Source organism: Streptomyces sp. NBC_00464 (assembly GCF_036013915.1).
In the GTDB taxonomy this organism is placed as follows: Bacteria; Actinomycetota; Actinomycetes; order Streptomycetales; family Streptomycetaceae; genus Streptomyces.
On record NZ_CP107899.1, the window covers coordinates 4442077 to 4462196 of the forward strand.

A 20120-nucleotide genomic window follows, 5' to 3' on the forward strand; every position below is an offset into this window, starting at 1 on the left:
GAGGACCCACAGCGTGGGTCGGGGCGCGTGTCAGTCCAGGCGGCGCGGGCCGCCGAGGAGTCCGGTCTCGACGTCGGTCGGCACCATCTTGACCAGCTTGCGGTGCTGGGGCGTACACCACAGCATCATGTCGTCACCGAGTGAGGGCAGCGCTTCCGCCTGCACCCGGGGCAGCCCCAGAATGCGCCCGAGGACCGCCGACTCCTCGGGGGAGACCCGTTGGATCCCGACAAGTCCGGCGTTCTCGACCAGCCTCGGTGCCGCCGGGCCCAGGAACGGCAGCAGCGTCAGCACGGACTGCCACGGTCCGGGCGCCAGCCGGCTGCGCGGTGGGCGCATGCCGCAGTCCCGCACCACCAGGACGGGACTGGTGACCGACGCACCCTGCGGTCCGATCTGTTTGACGTCGTGCACCGTCATGCACTGCTGGCCCCCGCCGGCGGCCTGTGCGAGCCCCGTCCACGCCTGCGGCCTGGCCGTCTCGACGGCGACGCGCGCGCCGGTGCCGGCGGTGCGCAGCGCCAGCGCCTGCGCCGACCACAGACTGCCGATGATCACGACATCGAGCTGGACGGGGCGGAAGAGGCCGAGCACGGCGGGCTGCCTCTTCGCGTCGACGCCCACCACGACCCCGTCGTCGCCGAGCGGCAGTGACAGCGCGGCGAGCTGTTCCACGGGCAGCACATGCCGGTCGCGGCGCGGGCCGAGCAGCCCGAACCCGGCCCTGCCCGGACGGGCCGCGGGAGGGGCGGGAGCAGCCGGGGCGGGGGCGCCGGTGGGCACCCTTCGATGCGTGGTCAACGGGTACCTCCGAGGGGCAGGGTGGCCAGCACGCCGGGAAGCTGTTCGCGGTCGAGCCGTACGAGACTGACCTTCACGGCTCGTGCGGCGCGCTCCAACTGCCTTCGCACCGACACCAGTTCATTGCTCCCGCGTGCGGTGAGGCGGACGTAGCCGCTGACGGCCGGTGCGCCGCCGGTCCCGCGCGACACCGCCATGCTGAAGGTGCTGGCGGATGCGGGCATCGACGTCAGGAGCGCCACCAGTTGTGCCGTGGGCGCCGCGTCGGCGCCCAGGTGGGGCCAGCGGCCGACCCAGTAGGTCGTGTGCCAGCGGTCGTCGCAGCGCCAGGCACGGGTGGACTCCGTCGTGCGCCGCACCGGCACGTCCGCCCGTATCGCCTGCGTGGTGGCCTGCGGATTCACCCCGGCCGATGTCGCGAGTGCGGAGGTCACCTGCGCCTCGGTCATGACCGAGGCGTCGAATCCCGCACCCGCCAGCCGGCTCGCCAGCTGATCCGTGGCCCGCAGGAGCGCGCGCTGCGCTCCGCCGACCCCGCCGCCGCGTGCGCGTACCGCCTCCGGGCACAGCTCCGGGTCGAGCTTCAGCGCTATCCATGTCAGCCGGGTCGCAGGGGTGCCGACCTGGGCCTGGAGCGGCCCGTACGACCGCGCCGCCGCGGACTGCTCGGGTACGTGCGGTCCGGGCGCGGGCTGTGTGTGCTGCACGACCTGTACCGACTCCAGCCGGATGTCGTCCACCTCAAGGGCGTCGTGCAGCAGCCCGAGCTCCAGCGGCCGCGCGGCACGGGGCATCCGCAGCGGTTCGTCCCGCGGCTGCACGAGCAGCAGGGTCGTCAGGAACGTCCCGTCACCCACCATGCCTATGGAACGCTCGCGCTGCCGGTCGGTGTAGGTGTACGTCCGCAGAGCCGACTCGCACTCGACGACCGGCGCCAGCGCGGGATCGACGCCTTCCGCGGACAACGGCCGTCGCGCGGCCCTCAGCCGTCCGCGCAGCGCCATGACCGCGTTGAGCCACTCCATCACCGGCCGCCCCCGCCGCCGCAGGACCGCCAGCAGCACCAGCCCGGCCGCAACCACGCCCATCGGCACCAACAGGACCCTGTTCGTCACCCACGCGATCAGCATCAGCGCGGCGGCGACCTCCATCAGCACCACCTGGTGCAACCGCACCCCACCGATACGTCCCGGCTTCGGGTGCACGCTCATTACTGCAGTCGTCGCGCTGCTCATCCCCCGGTATGTCCCTCCGTGTCACGGCACTACGGCGTCTGCGAGTCGGTCCGCCGCCTTCGGCACACCGGCCCGCGACCGCCCACTGTCCCACGCCCGGCGACAAGGGGGTCGAACGGGGGTTCGCGGTACGCCCGGTCGAGCAGGGGCGTCGGACGGCTTCACCAAGCATGGACCCGCACTGCGGTGAACGAGGGTCGGCGGGCATAGTGGGTGCGGCTCGCGAGGCAGCTATAACCACGGGGAGAAAAAGGGCAGATGGCATCACGGCGGGACGAACTCAATGCCTACACCTTCGCGAAGAAGCGGCTGACGGCCGCCTTTCTGCAACCGTCCGCCGTCGGTACGGACGAGGGGGCGCCGCGCCCGCTGCGGGCCGTCGTGCCCGGCCTGGTGGTGGGAGCCCTGCTGGTGGCGGGATTCGGGGCCTGGGGCCTCTTCAAGCCCAAGGTTCCCGAGGGCTGGGACAAACCCGGCGCCCACGTCATCGTCGGCAGCGAATCGACGACCCGATACGTCGTCCTGGAGACCGACGGAGTCAAGCGCCTGCACCCCGTGCTGAACTTCTCCTCCGCGAAACTGCTTCTGGACCCGGACAGTTCCTCGGTGATGCAGGTGGATGAGTCCGAGCTCGACAACGGAAAGCTCCAGCGCGGTCCGATGCTCGGCATACCGTACGCACCCGACCGCCTGCCCAGCGGCGACGACGCGGGCAGGAGCAAGCTCTGGGCGGTCTGTGAGCAGCCGGGCGGCGCGGGTGAGACCGTGCAGAAGGCGGTCTTCCTGCTCGCCGACCGGGAGGCGGACAAGGTGGGCGGCAAGCGGCAGCTCCACGGCGGCCAAGCCCTCTACGTGGAGGCGGACGGCGGGACCGGCACGCGGTACCTCGTGGACGCGAGCGGCACACAGCACGTCATCGGGTCCGCCGCCGCCGGCGCCAAGCTCTCGGCCCGGGACGAGGTGCTGCGCCGCTCGCTGTTCAGCGAGGGGGCGAAGCCCCAGAAGGTCACCAAGGACTGGCTGGGCACCCTTCACACCGGCACGCCCATCGACTTCCCGCGGCTGCCCGGCAAGGCCGGCGACCCGGCCGGCGTCACGGGCCTGGACCCCGCCCTGAACAAGGTGGGCACCGTACTCAAAGCCGTGGCGGGCAACGGCATGCAGCAGTACGTCGTCCTGCCGGGGTCGGTCGCCCCGGTGTCCGACCTCGTCGCCAGGCTGCTCCTGACGAGTCCGGAGGCGGAGGTGCTGGGCCAGAAGGCGCAGGCCATCGAGGTCGGACCGCAGTCCTTCACTCCCTCGCCGGACGGGTTCTACGCGAAGTACGGCTGGCCGGAACAGGTCCCGACCCAGGCCAACGACACGTCGGCCCGCACCGGGACCGTCTGCAATGTGCTGCACGGCGTCACCGCGGCGGGAAAGCCGAAACTGACCACCTGGGCCGGCCCCCGGTATCCGGTCGCCTTCCTGGACGGGGCGACCAGCGCGTACGTCACTCCCGGCAGCGGTGAGCTCTACCGGCAGTTCAACGGAGCGTCTCCCACCACCGGTTCGCTCTTCCTCGTGACGGACACCGGACTGCGTTACGCCGTGCAGACGAACAACGACAGCAGCGCGGACCCCTCCAAGATCGGGGCGTCCCCGACGCCCATGAGCCCGGAGGAAACGGCTGCCGAGGTCAACAAGGCGCAGATCAGGCTCGGTTACAAGGACGTGAAGCCGCTGCCGGTGCCGGACAACTGGTCCGCGCTCCTGCCCAAGGGGCCGCGGCTGGACACCAACAGCGCCAAACAGCCACAGAGTTCCTGACGACGGAAGGGAGGAAGCGCGTGATGATCACTCGCAAGGGGTTCCGTTCTTCGGCCGTCGTGCTGCTCCTGACGGGCTCGGCGGCGGTCGGCCTGCCGGTGTCCGCCCCGACACCCGCGGCGGCACAGGGTTCCGTCCCGCAGGCCGAGGGCAGCGGTGAGTGCACGTTCCCGATGCCGAAACAGATCAAGGGCCGCCCCTGGGCGCTCCAGCGGCTGGTCTTCGACCGGCTCTGGCAGGACACCAAGGGGAAGGGCGTCCGGGTCGCGGTGATCGACACCGGTGTCGACGTCGCGAACCCCCAGCTGGCGACCGCTGTCGACCGGGCGTCCGGGGCCGATCTCCTCCCGCCGTCGAAGGACGGGACCCAGGCCCCGGCCCCGGATGCCTCGAAGGGCAAGGGCGGCGCGAAGGCTCCGGCGAAGTTCGGCGGCGGCGCCGGCACCACCGATCTGATCGGCCACGGCACCAAGGTCGCCGGCATCATCGCGGCCCGCTCGCGGGCGGGCACGGGATTCGTCGGACTGGCTCCCGAAGCGACGATCATCCCGATCCGGCAGAACGACGACAAAGGCACCGGCACGGCCGCGACGATGGCCGCGGCCATCCGCCACGCCATCGCGAAGCGCGCCACGGTCATCAACATCTCCCAGGACACCGTCAAGCCCCTGCGGGACGACTCCGACCTGGCACTTGCCGTGCGCGAGGCTCTGAACAAGGACATCGTCGTGGTCGCGTCCGCAGGCAACGACGGTCTGGCCGGCAAGGTCAAGCTGACGTATCCCGCGGCCTATCCGGGCGTCCTGGCGGTGGCCGCCTCGGACCGCAACGACGAGCGTGCGCCGTTCTCCCAGACCGGCCCGTTCGTGGGCGTCGCGGCGCCGGGCGTCGACATGGTGTCCACCGTCCCCAAGGGTGGCCAGTGCGTCGACAACGGCACCAGCTTCTCGGCCCCCTACGTCGCCGGAGTCGCCGCGCTCGTGCGGGCCAAGCACCCGGGCTGGAAGCAGTCCCAGGTGGTCGCCCAGATCGAGCAGACCGCCGAGCGCGCGGTCAAGGGACGCGATGACTTCATCGGGTGGGGGGTGGTCGATCCGGTGCGCGCTCTCAACGACGACGCACACCCGGTGAACGCGCCCACCCCGGACCGCGCCGTCTCGGACGGCCCCGTCGGACCCGAACCGATCGCCCTCCAGCTGGGCGAGACCAGGCAGGAGCGGTTCGAGCGGATCGCGCTGTACGTGGTGGCTACCACAGGTCTTCTGGTGGCAGTGATCGCGGGTGCTGCGATCGTGTTGCGAGACCGTCGCAGGCGTGTAATTAGGTGAATAACCAACAACTCAAGTTAAGCCCAAGTCCGTTGGAATGAGTGGCGGCCGCAGTTAAACTGACAATTGACAACTTTGGTCCGATGTACGCGCGGTAGCGACACATAGGCAGCCCGCGACATTCGATTCATGGGGGAAGGTGCGCTATGTCAGACAAGCTCAGGCACTCAGCTGATCAGATTGACAGCCTCATCCGCGAGCTCGGCCACATGCACGACACGCTCCAGGGCAGGATCACGCACCTGAACGGTGTCATCGACGCCGTGGAAGGTCACTGGAAGGGTGTCGCGGCCAACGCGTACAACGGCCTCCAGACGGAGGTCAACCTCGATGTGCGCAACCTGAAGGAACTCCTCGACTTCACCAAGGAGGCCGTCCAGATGAGTCGTGACGGCTTCGACGCGGAGGAAGTGGAGCAGCTCAACAAGTTCAAGGGCGTCGACGGCGGCAACCTGGGCAGCAACGACGTCCTGGACCGGTTCCAGGCCTCCTAGCAGGCCGCCCACGCAGTCCGCCCTCACCTCGCATCAGGAGACCTTTTCATGGAGATTACGTACTCAGGGGTTGTCGAAGCCTCGAACCAGGTCAAGACGACCGCCAACACCATCAAGACCCAGCTCGACGACCTCAACACCAAGGTCAAGGCCGTCGTCGCCACTTGGGACGGTGAGACGCAGCGCGCGTTCTACGACCGTCACAGCGGCTGGGACGTCAAGGTCAGCCACATGCACCAGACCCTGCTGACGATCTCGACGAGGCTCATGGAAGCCACCGAGGGCTACCGGGCGAACGACCTCGCCCAGGCCCGGCGCTTCCAGGGCTGACCCAGCCTCAGATGAATCCAGACGGAACCGGCACGATGTGGGTGTGGGATGCGGACGACGCATCCCACACCCATGCCTGCGGTTCCGCGGCACTTTAGGGGAGGTGCTTGCATGAGACCTGAACTTCCGGGCGACGGGTCGCCCTCGCCCGATCTGGCAGCGCCCAGCGAGTCTCTTCAGAGCTTCAAGATCCGCGTGGACAAGCTGCTCACGAAGCTCGACGCTTCGCCGGCCGCGCACGGCCGCATCACTGAGCAGAAGGTCACCCCCGCCTCGTACGGCACCGGGTTCCCGGAGGCCATGGGGCTGTCCAGCGCCTACGACATGGTGCACGCGCGCCTGGAGCTGCTGTCCAAGACGCTCGGTGATCAGCTGGAAGCGATGGGCATCACGGTCGACCTGGCCGACCGCGGCTACGAAAACGTCGACAAGGAACAATCCGAGCGCCTGCACGCCATCCAGCAGCGAACCGAGATCTATTACAAGAAGCCGGACGACGGCAAGGATCCCGGAGCGCACGGAGGCGACAGGAGCGATACCGGAGGGGGCACGTCCAGCGGTCAGGACGGCTTCTAACACGTGAACGGGGGACAGGGATAACCATGGGCGAGAAACTGCCACCACTCAACGCCTGCTACAACACCAGCAACTTCGAGCACGCGTCCTACCAGGACATGCTCAACATGGTCAGTGGCGTCGACGCCTCAGCGATCATGGCTCGCGGCACGGCGCTCGTCGACGCGCAGACCGAGATCGAGAAGATCGGCACCGAGCTCAAGGAGCACGTCGGCCGCACCACCGGCTGGAAGGGCGCGGGCGGTGATGCCTTCCGCGAGTGGGGCGACGGCTTCGCCAAGGAGACCCTGAAGCTGGCCGACTACGCCGGCACCGCGGGCACCTCGCTGCAGACGGCCGGCCAGGCCCTCAGCGAGGTGGCCAAGGTGATCCAGGGCCACCCTGACGCCGTGTCGATGTGTTACGCGGACGAGGCGAAGGAGAAGGCCCGGCTCAAGGCCGTCGAGACGGCGCGGAACGAAGCCATTCCGCAGATGAACAAGCTCGCCTCGTACTACCTGATGGCCCAGCAGTCCATCTCCTCGCAGGAGGAGCCGAACTTCAAGCCGTTGCCGAGCGAAGCGGTGCCGCAGAGCCCGGTCGACAGCTGGAAGAAGGGCTTCGGCTCTCCTGGAAGTGTCCCCGGCAGCACGGACTCGGTGACGAGTTCGTCGAGCGGCAACACGTCGAAGGTCGATCACCAGTACAGCACCGTGCGTCCCGATGGCGTCAGCCCGTCCTCCCCGGACGGCACATCTGCCGTCCACACGCCGCAGCACGTCAACTCGGTGCCTGGGGCCCCGGACACCACGGGGACGAACATCGACACGGTGACGATGCCGCAGGCCCCGCCGACTACCGCGACCCCGCCCACGGGTGGATTCCCCCCGCAGGGTCCGACGGGTGGTGGACATCAGACACCTCTTCCGCCGGTGGTGATGCCCACGCGTCCGGGTCCGTTCGGGCCCGGAGACAGCATCGGGCGTATCACCCCCACCGGTCCGGGCGCCAAGGGCCCCGTGGAAAGCGTCCGGCCCCCCGTGATCACTCCTGGCAGGGGAGGGATGGAAAGCGTCCGGCCTCCCATGACCACCCGGACCGACACCGGCATCCACGGCGGCACGCCCGCGCAGGGGCAGACCGGCCCGGGCCGGGGCACGTCGCGTGGCCTGGTGGTCGGCGGCGAGAGGCAGGTGACCGGTCACGGAATGATGGGCGGCAGCACCGGCGGTCATGGCGGCTCCGTGGGGCGGCCCAACGGCCTCGGCGGATCGCAGCGCCTGGTCACCGAGCCGGGCGGCACCGTGCGGACACCGCGCGGAACGCAGGCGGGGGCGGGCCGGGAATTCACCCAGGGTGGCACCGGGCTCGTCCGTGAATCGACGCGTTCGGGTGGGGCGATGGGACCGATGGGCGGTGCGATGGGCGGGTCCCAGGGCACAGGGCGACGTTCGCAGCGACGTGACGGCGAGAGCCCGGATTACCTTGCCGAGGACGAAGAGACCTGGGGCACGGGGGACAACGGTGTGGTTCCCCCCGTGATCGACTAGAGCCGGTTCCAAAGCAGCGACGGTGGACGGCGCACAGAGAACGAGTGGGTGGCATGAGGTCAACGGTCAGGCATCACCGCAGGCGAGCGTCGGCGGTGGTGTCAGCGCTGGGTTCCCTGCTCCTCCTCGGCGGCGCCATCGCCCCGGCCGCGTCCGCGGACACCATGCGAGACCGGGAGTGGTACCTGGACCGGATGCAGGCCGCTGAGATGTGGAAGGTCAGCACCGGTAAAGGGATCACTGTCGCTGTTCTCGATACCGGCGTGATCCCGTCTGTTCCAGAACTGACGGGGAAGGTCCTCCCGGGGAAGAACTTCGTCGATCCGCAACTGGGTGCGCACAAGGACGTGGACGGGCATGGCACCGCCATGGCGATGCTCATCGCTGGGAACGGTGTGAATGGTCAGGGTGTGAAGGGCCTCGCTCCCGACGCACACATTCTCCCCCTGACCGTTTTCGGATCCACCAAGGAATCGGCCACCAACAGCGTTCCGGCTCTTGTCTCGGCCATCCGGTATGCCGCCGACAGCGAAGCCAAGATCATTAACATGTCGTTGGCCTACGAGTACTTCACGCCCGAACAGGACGAGTTGACCCAGATCCAACAGGCGGTGGATTACGCGATTCAGCGTGGAAAGCTGCTTCTTGCCGGGACCGGTAACAGGGGTGACAAGGAGAACAGTGTCGCGTACCCGGCGGCGAGCGTCGGCGTCGCCGGCATCGCGGCCGTAGACAAGACGTCCTCGGTCACGAAGTACTCGGTGTCAGGACCTCAAGTGGCTCTCGCCGCCCCGGGTGAGGAAATCCCGATCCTTTGTGGTGGCAGCCAGGCGGGCTACTGCAACAGCGGCGGCACCAGCCAGGCGACCGCCATCGCCTCCGCCTCCGCCGCCCTCATCTGGTCCAAACACCCCTCCTGGACCGGCAACCAGGTCCTCCGCGTCCTGATGAACACCGCGGCCAAGCCGACCGAAGGCAAGGTCCCCAGCCGCTACATCGGCTACGGCACGGTCCGCCCCCGGCTGGCCGTCCTCGGTGACGCCGGGGACCCGGGCCCCGCCGACGTGAACCCCCTGGTGGCCGCCCGGACCCCGAAGCAGTCGCCGTCACCCTCGGCGTCGAAGTCCGGCGGTTCCGGCTCCGCAACCGCTTCGAAGCAGCCGACGTCATCCGCGGCCTCCGAGAAGTCGGACGACGGCAAGAGCACCGGCGCGATCGTCTGGATCATCGTCGGAGTCGGCGCGGTGCTCGTCGTCGGCGCGGTGCTCCTGTTGCGCCGGAGAACTGCCGGTGTCCGGCGTTGACCTCGCTTCATCACCCACCCACCCCAATCGAACTCACCTGTAGTGCACAGGCCATGAGGGAAGCATCGTGAACGAAGAATTCATACAGGGCCTGCAGAATTTCCAGCAGCAGGCGCTGAACCTGCAGAACATGATGACGAATCTGCAGAACCAGATGCCCCAGGGCTCCGAAGGAACGGATTCCCAGGGTGCCGTGACCATCCGGCTGGCATCGGACGGGCTTCCGGAGTTCATCAAGGCCGCCTCGGACTGGCAGCGCAGGCAGCCGCCCGAGGCCATCGGGGCCGTCGTCGTCGAGGCGTACGGGGCGGCGATGAGCGCACAGATGGAGGGCCTGTCGCGGTCCTTCGACGAGGCGGACTGGCAGGCCCAGGCCGACCGGATGGACGATTCCCGCGCCTCGCCCGGCCCTTCAGGCGCGGCGGCGACGTCCGCGGCGGCAGCGGGAGTCCCTGAACCGGATCTGCGTTACGTCGTCCCCCGGAGTCTCGACGAGGTGACCGAGGACGTGCTCTCGGCGTTCGGCGCGGTGGAGCAGCTCGCGACGGAGGTCCCCGAGCCGGTGCAGGCCACCGGCAAGTCGACGGCCCACCGCGTCGTTCTCACCGTGACGAAGGGCGGCCTCGTCTCCTGCGAGGTGGACCCTCAGTGGGCGACGAAGCAGTCGTCCATCGGGCTCAACCAGGCGTTCGAAGAGGCCCTGGCCGATGCCCGCACCAAACTCGGTGCTCTTGAGACCACCGCCGGGGACGGGGTGGCCAACCTGCAGCTGGACAGCCTGTTGCACGAAGCACTGGCCATTCTGAGCGACCCTCGGCGCCTTGCCGAATAACTCCTGAAGGGAATGAAGACATTGGGTGACCCCGATCTCAAAGTCATTACCGATGGACTGCGTACCGATGCGGCCATGTGGGACGAACAGAGCGGCGCGATGAAAGCGGTTCACACCGCGGTCGAGGGAACGCGCATGAACCACCTTCAGGCGGGTGTGTTCCAGCTTCTGGTGTCGGCCTACGGAGCCGTCGTCGACCAGGTCTCCGAGCGCAGCGCCGAGGGCGCGACGCAGATGGCGGCAGTCGCCTCGGCCTTGTACAAGAACGCGAAAGCATACGACGACCACGAGGTCGACACGAAGAAGCACGTGGATCACGCCTACTAGACGGGGAATCGAATGGCTTTCAACGCGGCACAATACGAAGCAACCTCCCAGAAGCTGACCTCGGGAATCCAGACACTCTCGACGAAGCTGAACCAGGTCGGTCCGAAGGCGGAATCGACCGCGAACCACTGGTACGTACCCGATGTCATCGCGAAGGCCCTGATCTGGGCCGCGAACAAGGTCATCGAGGCCGCCTCCTGGGTCCTCAACAAGATCAAGGAGCTGCTGCAAGGGATAGCGGCGCCCGTCTACCTGGCGATCCACACCTGGGACTGGCAGTCGGACATCCGAGGGAAGGCCACGGGCGTCGCAGGCAGCACCACGGCCGACCAGCTCCAGTCCCTCAAGAACTGGACCGGCGACGCCGCCACCTCCTACACCACGGCAGTCAAGGCCCAGCCCATCGCGGCCGCCAAGATGGGAACGACCGCTGACAAGGTCGCCACGGGTCTGGCGCTGTGCGCCACTGCCGGGCTGGCGTTCTACGTCTCGCTGGCCGTCATCCTGGCCCAGTACATCGTGACCATGATCGGCGCGATCGCGGCGCTGGGTTCCGTTGTCTTCTCCTGGGCGGGTGCGGCCCTCATCGTCGGCGACACCACGGTGAGCATCGGCTACATCATCACGGCCGTCACCGCGCTCCTGGCCCTGCTGGGTGCGCAGGCCCAGCAGATGTCCGCCATCGAGGGTGAGGCGCGTGACATGACCGCCTACCCCAACGGCCACTGGCCCGTCGCGGCACCGTGAGTTCCGGCGTTCGTCCGACGCCGGACCATCGGCCGGCGCGGTACCGGACGCATGGATTCATCGGAACTACAGGCAGGTGCACTTCATGTACGGATTGCGGGCAGTTCTCTGGTTCATCGGCCTGGTCGCCCTGGTGTGTTCGTTCTTCCTGATGAGATCGGACCTCCCCAAATCGGTCCTGATTCTCTGCGTGATCCTGGCGATCGCCTGCCCGATGCTGGCCGAGGGGCATGCCGCGTGGCGGAAGCAGGGTGCACGCCAGGCGGAGCAGAAACACTGGTACGTCGAGAACTTCGGCTCGATCGACGCCCTGCTGCAGGCCGTCGACGAGCCGGGGCTGCGTCGCATCCGCGACGAGAAGGGTCCTGCCAACGCGGTACGGGAGGTCAAGCGCCAGCATCCCCAGCTTCCGTTGGACGTAGCGGTAACCCTGGTCAAGGCGTTGTGAGCCGCGAGGTGGGCCCGAGCGGGCGAGGGCGGGCCTCAGGAGAGGCTCGCCCCGTCCGGCGTGTACTGGTTGCGACTGCCGATCTGGTGCGCCGCCCTGACCTGCTTCTACATGGCGTTCTCGCACCGGCTGGAGAGCACCCCCTTGGTGGTGCTCTTCTACTTCCTGGGCGTTCTCCTTCCGAGCTGCTTCGAGGGCAAGCTCGGCAGTGCTTGATGGCCGGGAAGGCAGGATCTTCTGAATGACGGGTGATGGTTTCACATGTACTGGATTCGAGTACCGCTTTGGTGTGCCTCCCTGGCCTGCTTCTATGTGGTGCTCGCTGTTCGGCCGCATAGTCTGCCGCTGACGATCCTTCTTTACGCCTTGTTCGTTCTCCTTCCGGGCTTTGCCGAGGGATACGCGCAGCGGCGGCGCCAGAAGGACTGGTACGGACAGTTCGGGTCCATCGACGCATTGCGGTCGATCGTGACGGACGAGGCGGAACTTCGCCGGATCCGTGACGAAAAGGGGTTGCTGGTGGCTGCCCGCCGGTTCAGGCGCCAATTCCCTCGGTGCCCCTTGCCCGAAGCCCTGAAGCTCGTTCAGTCGCTGTGACCGCTCACGCCCTCCCCGCGGGCGCCCAGGCCGGAGCAGGCACTCCTGGATGCCGTCATGGGCCCGACGGCTGCCAGGGGCCGGCAGGGCCGCCCTCTACGTAGCGCCGGGCGTCATTCTGGCCCCGTGCAACGGAACCCGGCGTCGCGATCGAGACGCCGGGTTGTGCGCGTCCCGGAACCGGGCGCGTGGGCTTCTCGGATCAACAGACAGGTGGATGTCATGTATGGGTGGCGGATTGCTCTCTGGGCCGCTGGGATCGTGGCCGCCGGAGCGGCGATGCTTCTCTTCCATCGGGCGGCCACCGATGCGTCGGTGCTTCCATTTCTGCTCTGTGTCGTGCTGGCCTTCGTGCTCGTGCTGGCCGCTGAGAGCTATGCGACCGGCCGCAAGCAGCGCGAAAGGCGGGAGCGTTTCATCCAGACGTTCGGATCGGTCGACGAGCTGCGGCAGGTCATTGACGGGCCGGGTCTCCGGCAGATTCGGGATGAGGGTGGACGGATCGGTGCATTGCGTGAGCTCAAGCGCCAGTATCCGGGGATCCCGATCGATATGGCCGCGACATTGATCAAGGAGCTGTGAGCCCGCGAGTCCCGAGTTGTCGATTTGTGGGACCGCGCGTCGGGACGAGTCGACTCGCCGTGCGCACGGCGGCGGAGCACGGTGTGCAGCATGTCCTCAGTGATGACGGGCATGACTACCCGGTTCGTCCGGCGACTGAAAACGCTGGGAGGGGCCGTGGCGGTTCACGTGTTGACATTGCGCTGCCGGCCTGGACAGCGATTCGGGGTGTCTCACCACGCTTTGGCGGCGGCGAGTTGAGCGTCATGCACTTGCCGCCCGAACCTCAACGAAGGAAGCGTCATGACCACACCCTCCAACACCGCCGAAGGGCTCCTTCTCCCCGCTGAGCGGGCGCGCCGCGGCGGGTTCTACCTCGGGTTGATTCTCGCGGCGATGCTCTGCCTGGTGCTCCTCGAAGTGCTCGTTCTCTTTGTGGTCGGAGTGCTGATCATGGGTGAGGACCTGGGGTTCCTGGGCGAGGCGGGTGTCGCCGGCTATGCGGGACTACCGGTGCTGGGAGGGGTGGTGGCCCTGCTGCCGCTGATCGCCCTGGTGTCGCGAACGCCGGCCCTGCGCATCGATCCGGTGGGCATGAGCAAGGTGCGGCGTGGGGGTACGGAGACCGTGCGGTGGACCGATATCGACCAGGTCCGGTTCAACAGCAGGCAGAGCCTGCTGCTGTTGGTGCTGAAGGACGGGGCTCTCCCGGAGAAGCAGATCGCCGGGGCGGGGCCGAGGGCGGTCGTTCTCTCCTCTCTCGGAAACTCCCTGTGGCGCCGGCGCAGGCCCGGCCACCCTGCCCTGATCATCGACGCGGTCGAGCGCTTCGCCCCGGGAAGGTACACCGCCCAGCCGTTGACCCTGGGCTGAGCGCTGTCCCGCCAGGAATTGCGGAACAGCGCGTGGCCGACACGCAGAACGGACGACGTCTCGGCGCATGAAGGAGGGGGCAGGCCCGATCGTGGGCCTGCCCCCTCCTTCGCGCTCCGCGGTACCCCGATCCTCAGCCCAGGTCCTGCGGCAGCCACCCCGTCTGGATCAGGGCAGGCGCGCCGCGGCGCGAGACGAACAGACCGCGGCCCGGAGGCAGCGGGCGGGCCTTCACGTCGCCGAGGAGTTCGCCCTCACCGGGGTGACCGGACAGGACGATGCCCTGCGCGCCGAGCTCCTTGAAGCGCTGGATGAACGGCTCGTACGAGGACCGGCCGGCCCCCGCGCTGCTGCGCGCGATGATGAAGTTGACCCCCGCGTCGCGGGCGTACGGCAGGTTGTCGACCAGCTGCGCCATCGGGTTTCCGGAGGACGTCGCGACCAGGTCGTAGTCGTCGACGATGATGAACGCCCGCGGGCCCCTCCACCAGCTGCGCGTGCGCAACTGCTGCGGTGTCACATCGGGGCCGGGGATGCGGCTGGTGATGAGGGTGTTCATGTCCTGGAGGTACTTCTCGAAGCCGTTCTGCGTCGTCGAGTATCCGACCAGGTACGGCTCGGGCACGCACTCCAGCAGGCTGCGCCGGTAGTCGCCGACACAGATCAACGCCTCCTGCGGGGTGTACCGCTCGGTGATCTGCTTGATGAGCAGTCGCAGCACCGCGGTCTTGCCGGACTCCGACTCACCGAAGACCGCGAACAGCGGGTCGGTGTCGAAGTCGACGAAGACCGGTGCGAGGTTCATCTCGTCGAGTCCGATCGCGACACCCGGGCGCGTATCGCCGGGGCCGCTCGGCAGCTCACGGGCCGAGAGCATCCTGGGCAGCATGCGGACCTGCGGGGCATGCGGGCCCGGCCAGTTGTCCGTCGTGGCCTTGACGAAGGCGGCGGTGGCATCGGACAGGCTGTCGGCGTCCGAGGATTCGTCGATGCGCGGCAGTCCGCCCATGAAGTGCAGCTTCTCCGCGGTCAGGCCGCGGCCCGGTTGACCGACGGGGACGTTCACCGCGATCTTGCGGTCCAGTTCGGAGTCGGTCGGGTCGCCGAGGCGCAGCTCCAGCCGGTTGAGCAACTGGTCCTTGAGCGCTGCCCGCATCTCCATGTACCGGGCGACGGTGGCGATCAGGTGTACGCCGAGCCCCAGACCCCGGGCGGCGATGTCGGCGACGACGGGCTCCAGGAACTCGTAGTCCGTCTTGAAGGACTGCCAGCCGTCGATGACGAGGAAGACGTCGCCCCACGGCTCGCCCGGCAGCCGGCCCTCGGCGCGGAGCCGGCGATAGGTGGCGATCGAGTCGATGTTGTTGTCCCGGAAGAACTCCTCGCGCCGGTTGAGGATCCCCGAGACCTCGGCGACCGTACGGCGGATCTTCTCCGGGTCGAGCCGGGAGGCCACCCCGCCGACGTGCGGCAGGCCCTCGACGGCGATCATGCCGCCGCCGCCGAAGTCCATCCCGTAGAACTGCACTTCGTTCGGCGTGTGCGTGACGGCGAAGGAGCCGATGAGCGCGCGCAGGAGGGTGGACTTGCCGGAGCGGGGGCCACCCACGATCAGCATGTGACCGGCCGCGCCCGAGAAGTCCCGTACCAGGGAGTCGCGGCGCTGCTCGAAGGGCTTGTCCACCAGGCCGAAGGGAACGACCAGAGAGCCGTTCTGGGCGTACTGCGGGGAGTGGAGTCCGCGCTCGGGCGTCACCGCCAGCGGCGGCAGCAGCTGGTCGAGGGACGGGGCCTCGGTGAGCGGCGGCAGCCATACCTGGTGAGCCAGGGGCCCCTTGCCCTCCAGGCGGCGTGCGATGACGTCGAGAACGGTGTCCGCCAGTGCGTCGGGAGTGGTCTGCCCGGGTGCGTGAGAGACATACGGATCGGGTTCGGGGTAGTGGACCGCCACCGGTTCGGCGGTGAACAGCACGGGCCGCCGGTCGATGGGAAGTTCGCCGCTGCTCGTGACGGCGGTGACCCCCGGGCGGTAGGTGCCCGAGACGTACGCGGCCTTGAAGCGGGTCATCCCCTCGGTGCCGAACTTCAGGAACCCGGAGCCGGGCACCGAAGGCAGGTGGTAGGCGTCGGGCACGCCCAGCGCGGTACGGGATTCGGCGGCGGAGAAGGTACGCAGGCCGATCCGGTAGGAGAGGTAGGTGTCCAGGCCGCGGAGGCGGCCCTCCTCCAGACGCTGCGAGGCCAGCAGCAGGTGCACACCCAGAGATCGCCCGATGCGGCCGATCTGGATGAACATGTCGATGAAGTCCGGCTTGGCGGTGAGGAGTTCGCTGAACTCGTCGATCACCAGGACCAGCGAGGCCAGGGGCTCCAGCGGGGCCCCCGCGGCGCGCGCCTTCTCGTAGTCGGTGAGGTTCGCGTAGTTGCCCGAAGCCCGAAGGAGCTCCTGGCGGCGCTGGAGCTCACCCGTGATGGAGTCCCGCATACGGTCGACCAGGGTGAGGTCGTCCGCCAGGTTGGTGATGACCGCCGCGACATGCGGAAGCTCGGACATCCCGGCGAACGTCGCGCCACCCTTGAAGTCGGCCAGGACGAAGTTGAGCGTCTCGGAGGAGTGGGTGACCGCCAGGCCGAGCACCAGGGTGCGCAACAGCTCGGACTTTCCGGAACCGGTCGCTCCCACACACAGCCCGTGCGGGCCCATGCCCTCCTGCGCGGCCTCCTTGAGGTCGAGCATGACGGGCGAGCCGTCCTCACCGATGCCGATCGGTACGCGCAGCCGGTCGGCCGTCGAACGCGGCCGCCAGGCGGTGGCGGTGTCGACCGCGGCGGGATCGCCGATGCCCAGCAGATCCGTGAAGTCCAGATTGGCGAGGAGAGGCTCGTCGTCCTCCGAACCGCTGCCCATCCGCAGCGGGGCGAGCTGACGGCCCAGGGCTTCCGCGGTCTCGACCGGCAGGAGGTCGGGCGTGCCGTGGTAGGTGGCCGCGGCCGACTCCAGCCGGAGCCGGCCCGGCCGTACGGCAATGTGCAGCTGGCCGCGGGGATCGTCCAGCTCCTCCGGAATGATCTCCACGACGGTCACCCCCTGCAGCCCTTCCGCGGAGGCGAGCAACGACTCCGCCGGCACGAGGCTGCCGTCCAGGATGAGGACCACATGCGGCTGGTCGAGGAGCGGTGTTCCCTCGCGGTTGAACCTCGACCGGCCCTCAAGGGTGCCCTTGAGCAGTTCCTCGACCTCCATCAGGTTGTCGCCGAACAGCCGCTTCGTGCCGGCCCCGTCGGACGACCCCGGAGCCTGGGAGTGCGGCAGCCACTTCGTCCAGTCCCACTGATCGGTCACATCCGGGGACGCCGCGACCGCGACCACGAGGTCGTCAGGAGAGTGCAGCGCGACCAGACCGGCCACCATCGAGCGTGCGGAAGCGCGCACCGACCCCGGATCGCCCGAGATCACGACGTGGTAGAAGGCGCGAAGCGATACCGCCATGGGGAGCCGGTCGAGCGAACCGTGAGCGGCCAGGAACTGGTGCATGGCTCCGGCCGACAGCGGCTCCAGCTCGTCCAGCGGCGCGGTGCTCGGAGCGACCAGGGGCGTCCACAGCTGCTGCGGTCCCAGACCGACGCGCACCTGCCCGAAGTCGGTGTCGCCGATCCGCCGCTCCCAGAGCCGCTCACCCTCGGCGACCAGCGACCACAGCTGGTCCGGGTCCGGGTGCAGGTAGAACTGCGCGTCCCTCTGGACCCGTGCGGTCTTGCGTACCTTCCGCCGGGTCTGCGCGAGGTACTTCAGGTAGTCCCGGCGCCCTTCCGAGGCCTCGCCCTGGGATCCCTTGCGGTGCCGCATCACCTGGGCTATCGCCATGGCCGCTGTCGACACCAGCATCATGACGCCCATGATCTTCATGAACGACTGTGAGCCGGGCATGAAGAAGAACACCACTGATGAGCACATGCCGAGCATCGGCAGCAGCTGCATGGCCACGCCCTCCTGCTGCCCGCGCGGCAGTTCAGGGGGCGATTCGAGTCTTACTTCCGCCGAGGATGTCTCAGGCGGCATGGCCCGAGGCGGGCGTTTGACGACGATCTGGGTCACCGGCGAATCAATCCCTCAGTGCGGCCCGGAGAGTTGTGGGCCGGCACCCCCGTGGCAGCGACCTACCTCCGCGTGCCGATAATCCTACGTGCAGCCCATGCAGGGGCCCCCGATAGGGTGGCGCTCTTGCTCAGGAGCGCGGTGTACAGCGAACGAGGGGGATATACCAGGTGAGTTCGACCATTTCAACCGGTTTCTGCCGAATAACGGTCGTGGCACCGGACAGCCGTATCGATGTCGCCCTTCCGGACGATGTCGCTGTCGCCGACCTCCTTCCGGAGATCCTGCGGCTGACCGGCCAGGCCACACCCCCTGGCACGCCCCCCGGCTACCACTTGGCCCGCCGCGACGGCACCCTCCTGGACCTCACCCACCCGATGGCCGTCCAGCGAGTCCTGGACGGGGACGTCCTGCGGCTTCGGCCCTTCGCGGAATCGCTCCCCCCGGCAGTCTTCGACGATGTCAGCGACGCGGTCGCCACCGCGGTCCGCCGCGACCGCGCCCTCTGGAGCGACCAGCTGCTCCGCGGCGCCGGTCTCTTCGGCGGCGCGCTCCTGCTCGTACTCATGGGCTTCGTGCTCTGGTTCTCCGACCCGATCCAGCACGACATGCACGGCCTGCCGGGCATTGTCGCCGCCGCCGTCGGTGTGCTGCTCGTCGTCCTCGCCGCCGTCAGGGCCCGGAGCTACGGCGACCGGGCCTCCGCGGTCGCGCTCGGCCTCGCGGCTCTGCCGCACCTGATGATCGCCGGGTCCGGCATCCTCGCGCTCGATGCGGGTACCGGCATCGGGCGCCTCCAGTTCCTGCTCGGCTGCGCCACCGTGCTCTGCTTCTCCGCCGGGCTCGTCGCCGCGATGCCGTCCGGCGACGCGCCCTTCGTCGCCGTCGTCTTCGCCTCGGCGGTGGGCACCCTCGCGACGTTCTGCTCGATCCTCGCCGAAGCCAGTCCCAGCGAGACCGCCGCCGTCTGTGCGGTGGTCGCGATCGGAGCCGTGGCCTTCCTCCCCGGGCTCTCCGCGCGGGTGGCCCACCTGCCGATCGGCTACGCGGCCCCCCGCCCCATGACGGACGCCGACCTCGACTCCGCGTCGGTCACCGGCGACGGTGGTCCCGTCGACGCCGAACGCATCGCGGCTCAGGCCCGTCGCGGGCACGAACTGCTGCTGGGCCTGGTGGGCGGCTGCTGTGTGGTCGTGGTCGCGTCCGCCACCGTCCTGGGCTTCTCCAGCAACGTCTGGGGCCAGACCCTCGCGCTGGTCGCCGGCCTGGCCATGCTGCTGCGGGCACGGCTCTTCCGCTACACCGCCCAGGTCGCCGCCGTGCTGGCCGCGGGCCTCACGTCCCTGGGCCTGCTGGTGCTGGGGCTGTCACTCAATCCGCCCACCGGCGCGGTCATCAAGCTCCTGACGGAACAGGACCGAGGACCGCTCGACATCCGTACGCTCTGGCTCGCCGCTGCCGTCACGGTCGGCTCCGCACTGCTGATCGGCATCGCGCTGATCATCCCGAAGAAGGGGCTGTCCCCCTTCTGGGGCCGGCTCTCCGACCTGGCCGAGGTGGTTCTCCTCCTCGCGCTCGTGCCCCTCTGCCTGGCCGTCCTCGACGTGTACTCCTCGGCGCGGGGCATGTCGAGCTAGGGCCTTCCGTTTGGATCAGGCTGCTTCCGGAGCCGCGCGGGCGGGCTCCGGGAGCGACCGCTCGCACCTGTCGTTCCTGATACGTCACTCACACGGGTGAGTCAACTCCTGTTACAGGTGCGGGCGTTACGTGCGGACATATTCTCCTGGCAAGAACGAACCCGGTGCTCGGGGCGGTTCGAGCATCACGCCACTTGCTGAAAACGCTGTCCACCGCTCTGCGGGACGTACCGGAAATCATCGCCGATCCCCTTGTCGAACTCACCGCACAAGGCCTGGGCAACCGCCCGGCCGCACAACAGTGGAGGAACCTGGTGGCCGTGGACCTCTCTTTCTACAAATCCTTCATGGCAGAGGAAATCCGGGACGAGGGCCGGTCGGAAGGCCGGTCGGAAGGCCGTTCGGAGGGCCGTTCGGAGGGCATCGCGCAGGGCATCCTGCTCTTCCTCGCGCGGGCGGGCATCGACGTACCGGACGAGGCGCGTGAACGGATCACCACCTGTGGCGATCTCGACACCCTGAACCGCTGGCTTCTGCGGGCCCCCACCGCCCGGTCGGCCGAGGACGTCTTCGCCGAGGAGTAGGTCGCCCCTCAG

At 68.6% G+C, this 20120-nt stretch carries 20 protein-coding genes; 17 read left to right on the forward strand and 3 right to left on the reverse strand.

Features of this window, described 5'->3' with window-relative positions; translation table 11 throughout:
* Nucleotides 1–30: 30 nt before the first annotated feature.
* On the reverse strand, nucleotides 31–801 hold the full coding sequence (locus OG912_RS20055; protein WP_327710548.1) for a hypothetical protein: 771 nt from the start codon (nucleotides 799–801) through the stop codon (nucleotides 31–33).
* Nucleotides 798–1976, reverse strand: a complete 1179-nt coding sequence (gene eccE, locus OG912_RS20060) for a type VII secretion protein EccE (protein WP_443061096.1) — start codon at nucleotides 1974–1976, stop codon at nucleotides 798–800. Before eccE ends, OG912_RS20055 begins: the two co-directional genes overlap by 4 nt.
* A 318-nt stretch (nucleotides 1977–2294) precedes the next feature.
* On the opposite strand from eccE, the gene eccB reads away from it, so the two are divergent.
* From eccB to OG912_RS20135, 15 genes are all read left to right on the forward strand, one after another.
* The gene (gene eccB, locus OG912_RS20065; RefSeq protein ID WP_327710550.1) at nucleotides 2295–3845 is read left to right on the forward strand and encodes a type VII secretion protein EccB; all 1551 of its coding nucleotides are present in this window, start codon (nucleotides 2295–2297) and stop codon (nucleotides 3843–3845) included.
* A gap of 173 nt (nucleotides 3846–4018) precedes the next feature.
* Nucleotides 4019–5173: a type VII secretion-associated serine protease mycosin gene (gene mycP, locus OG912_RS20070; protein ID WP_327713484.1), complete on the forward strand. Its 1155-nt coding sequence runs from the start codon at nucleotides 4019–4021 to the stop codon at nucleotides 5171–5173.
* A 146-nt stretch (nucleotides 5174–5319) separates the two neighbouring features.
* Entirely contained in the window at nucleotides 5320–5667 is a 348-nt protein-coding gene (locus OG912_RS20075; RefSeq protein ID WP_327710551.1) for a WXG100 family type VII secretion target, read from the forward strand.
* 48 nt (nucleotides 5668–5715) lie between these two features.
* On the forward strand, nucleotides 5716–5997 hold the full coding sequence (locus tag OG912_RS20080) for a WXG100 family type VII secretion target (RefSeq protein WP_327710552.1): 282 nt from the start codon (nucleotides 5716–5718) through the stop codon (nucleotides 5995–5997).
* 111 nt (nucleotides 5998–6108) lie between these two features.
* Nucleotides 6109–6573: a hypothetical protein gene (locus OG912_RS20085; protein WP_327710553.1), complete on the forward strand. Its 465-nt coding sequence runs from the start codon at nucleotides 6109–6111 to the stop codon at nucleotides 6571–6573.
* A 26-nt stretch (nucleotides 6574–6599) separates the two neighbouring features.
* Entirely contained in the window at nucleotides 6600–8102 is a 1503-nt protein-coding gene (locus OG912_RS20090) for a WXG100 family type VII secretion target (protein WP_327710554.1), read from the forward strand.
* Nucleotides 8103–8200: 98 nt separating this feature from the next.
* Nucleotides 8201–9406: a S8 family serine peptidase gene (locus OG912_RS20095; RefSeq protein ID WP_327710555.1), complete on the forward strand. Its 1206-nt coding sequence runs from the start codon at nucleotides 8201–8203 to the stop codon at nucleotides 9404–9406.
* Between the two features lie 67 nt (nucleotides 9407–9473).
* Nucleotides 9474–10238, forward strand: a complete 765-nt coding sequence (locus OG912_RS20100; RefSeq protein WP_327710556.1) for a hypothetical protein — start codon at nucleotides 9474–9476, stop codon at nucleotides 10236–10238.
* Nucleotides 10239–10373: 135 nt separating this feature from the next.
* Nucleotides 10374–10565: a hypothetical protein gene (locus tag OG912_RS20105; RefSeq protein WP_326736803.1), complete on the forward strand. Its 192-nt coding sequence runs from the start codon at nucleotides 10374–10376 to the stop codon at nucleotides 10563–10565.
* Nucleotides 10566–10577: 12 nt separating this feature from the next.
* Entirely contained in the window at nucleotides 10578–11312 is a 735-nt protein-coding gene (locus OG912_RS20110; RefSeq protein ID WP_326736802.1) for a hypothetical protein, read from the forward strand.
* Nucleotides 11313–11397: 85 nt separating this feature from the next.
* On the forward strand, nucleotides 11398–11760 hold the full coding sequence (locus tag OG912_RS20115) for a hypothetical protein (RefSeq protein WP_327710558.1): 363 nt from the start codon (nucleotides 11398–11400) through the stop codon (nucleotides 11758–11760).
* A gap of 69 nt (nucleotides 11761–11829) precedes the next feature.
* Nucleotides 11830–11976: a hypothetical protein gene (locus tag OG912_RS20120; protein ID WP_327710559.1), complete on the forward strand. Its 147-nt coding sequence runs from the start codon at nucleotides 11830–11832 to the stop codon at nucleotides 11974–11976.
* 45 nt (nucleotides 11977–12021) lie between these two features.
* On the forward strand, nucleotides 12022–12357 hold the full coding sequence (locus OG912_RS20125) for a hypothetical protein (RefSeq protein WP_327710560.1): 336 nt from the start codon (nucleotides 12022–12024) through the stop codon (nucleotides 12355–12357).
* 213 nt (nucleotides 12358–12570) lie between these two features.
* On the forward strand, nucleotides 12571–12939 hold the full coding sequence (locus OG912_RS20130) for a hypothetical protein (RefSeq protein ID WP_327710561.1): 369 nt from the start codon (nucleotides 12571–12573) through the stop codon (nucleotides 12937–12939).
* Between the two features lie 282 nt (nucleotides 12940–13221).
* Nucleotides 13222–13791, forward strand: coding sequence for a PH domain-containing protein (locus OG912_RS20135; protein ID WP_327710562.1), 570 nt, complete (start codon nucleotides 13222–13224; stop codon nucleotides 13789–13791).
* Nucleotides 13792–13924: 133 nt separating this feature from the next.
* Here the strand turns inward: OG912_RS20135 and eccCa are convergent, their stop codons facing one another.
* Nucleotides 13925–17887, reverse strand: coding sequence for a type VII secretion protein EccCa (eccCa, locus tag OG912_RS20140; RefSeq protein ID WP_327710563.1), 3963 nt, complete (start codon nucleotides 17885–17887; stop codon nucleotides 13925–13927).
* Nucleotides 17888–18057: 170 nt separating this feature from the next.
* On the opposite strand from eccCa, the gene eccD reads away from it, so the two are divergent.
* Nucleotides 18058–19524 carry a type VII secretion integral membrane protein EccD gene (gene eccD / locus OG912_RS20145; protein ID WP_327710564.1) on the forward strand — a complete coding sequence of 489 codons (1467 nt, stop codon included), beginning with the start codon at nucleotides 18058–18060 and terminating at the stop codon, nucleotides 19522–19524.
* 164 nt (nucleotides 19525–19688) lie between these two features.
* The gene (locus OG912_RS20150) at nucleotides 19689–20108 is read left to right on the forward strand and encodes a hypothetical protein (protein ID WP_327710565.1); all 420 of its coding nucleotides are present in this window, start codon (nucleotides 19689–19691) and stop codon (nucleotides 20106–20108) included.
* Nucleotides 20109–20120 lie beyond the last annotated feature (12 nt).

Coding starts and splice junctions, on each gene's coding strand:
- eccB (WP_327710550.1), top strand. CDS start 2,295: ATGGCATCACGGCGGGACGAACTCAATGCCTACACCTTCGCGAAGAAG.
- mycP (WP_327713484.1), top strand. CDS start 4,019: ATGCCGAAACAGATCAAGGGCCGCCCCTGGGCGCTCCAGCGGCTGGTC.
- OG912_RS20075 (WP_327710551.1), top strand. CDS start 5,320: ATGTCAGACAAGCTCAGGCACTCAGCTGATCAGATTGACAGCCTCATC.
- OG912_RS20080 (WP_327710552.1), top strand. CDS start 5,716: ATGGAGATTACGTACTCAGGGGTTGTCGAAGCCTCGAACCAGGTCAAG.
- OG912_RS20085 (WP_327710553.1), top strand. CDS start 6,109: ATGAGACCTGAACTTCCGGGCGACGGGTCGCCCTCGCCCGATCTGGCA.
- OG912_RS20090 (WP_327710554.1), top strand. CDS start 6,600: ATGGGCGAGAAACTGCCACCACTCAACGCCTGCTACAACACCAGCAAC.
- OG912_RS20105 (WP_326736803.1), top strand. CDS start 10,374: ATGAACCACCTTCAGGCGGGTGTGTTCCAGCTTCTGGTGTCGGCCTAC.
- OG912_RS20110 (WP_326736802.1), top strand. CDS start 10,578: ATGGCTTTCAACGCGGCACAATACGAAGCAACCTCCCAGAAGCTGACC.
- OG912_RS20115 (WP_327710558.1), top strand. CDS start 11,398: ATGTACGGATTGCGGGCAGTTCTCTGGTTCATCGGCCTGGTCGCCCTG.
- OG912_RS20125 (WP_327710560.1), top strand. CDS start 12,022: ATGTACTGGATTCGAGTACCGCTTTGGTGTGCCTCCCTGGCCTGCTTC.
- OG912_RS20135 (WP_327710562.1), top strand. CDS start 13,222: ATGACCACACCCTCCAACACCGCCGAAGGGCTCCTTCTCCCCGCTGAG.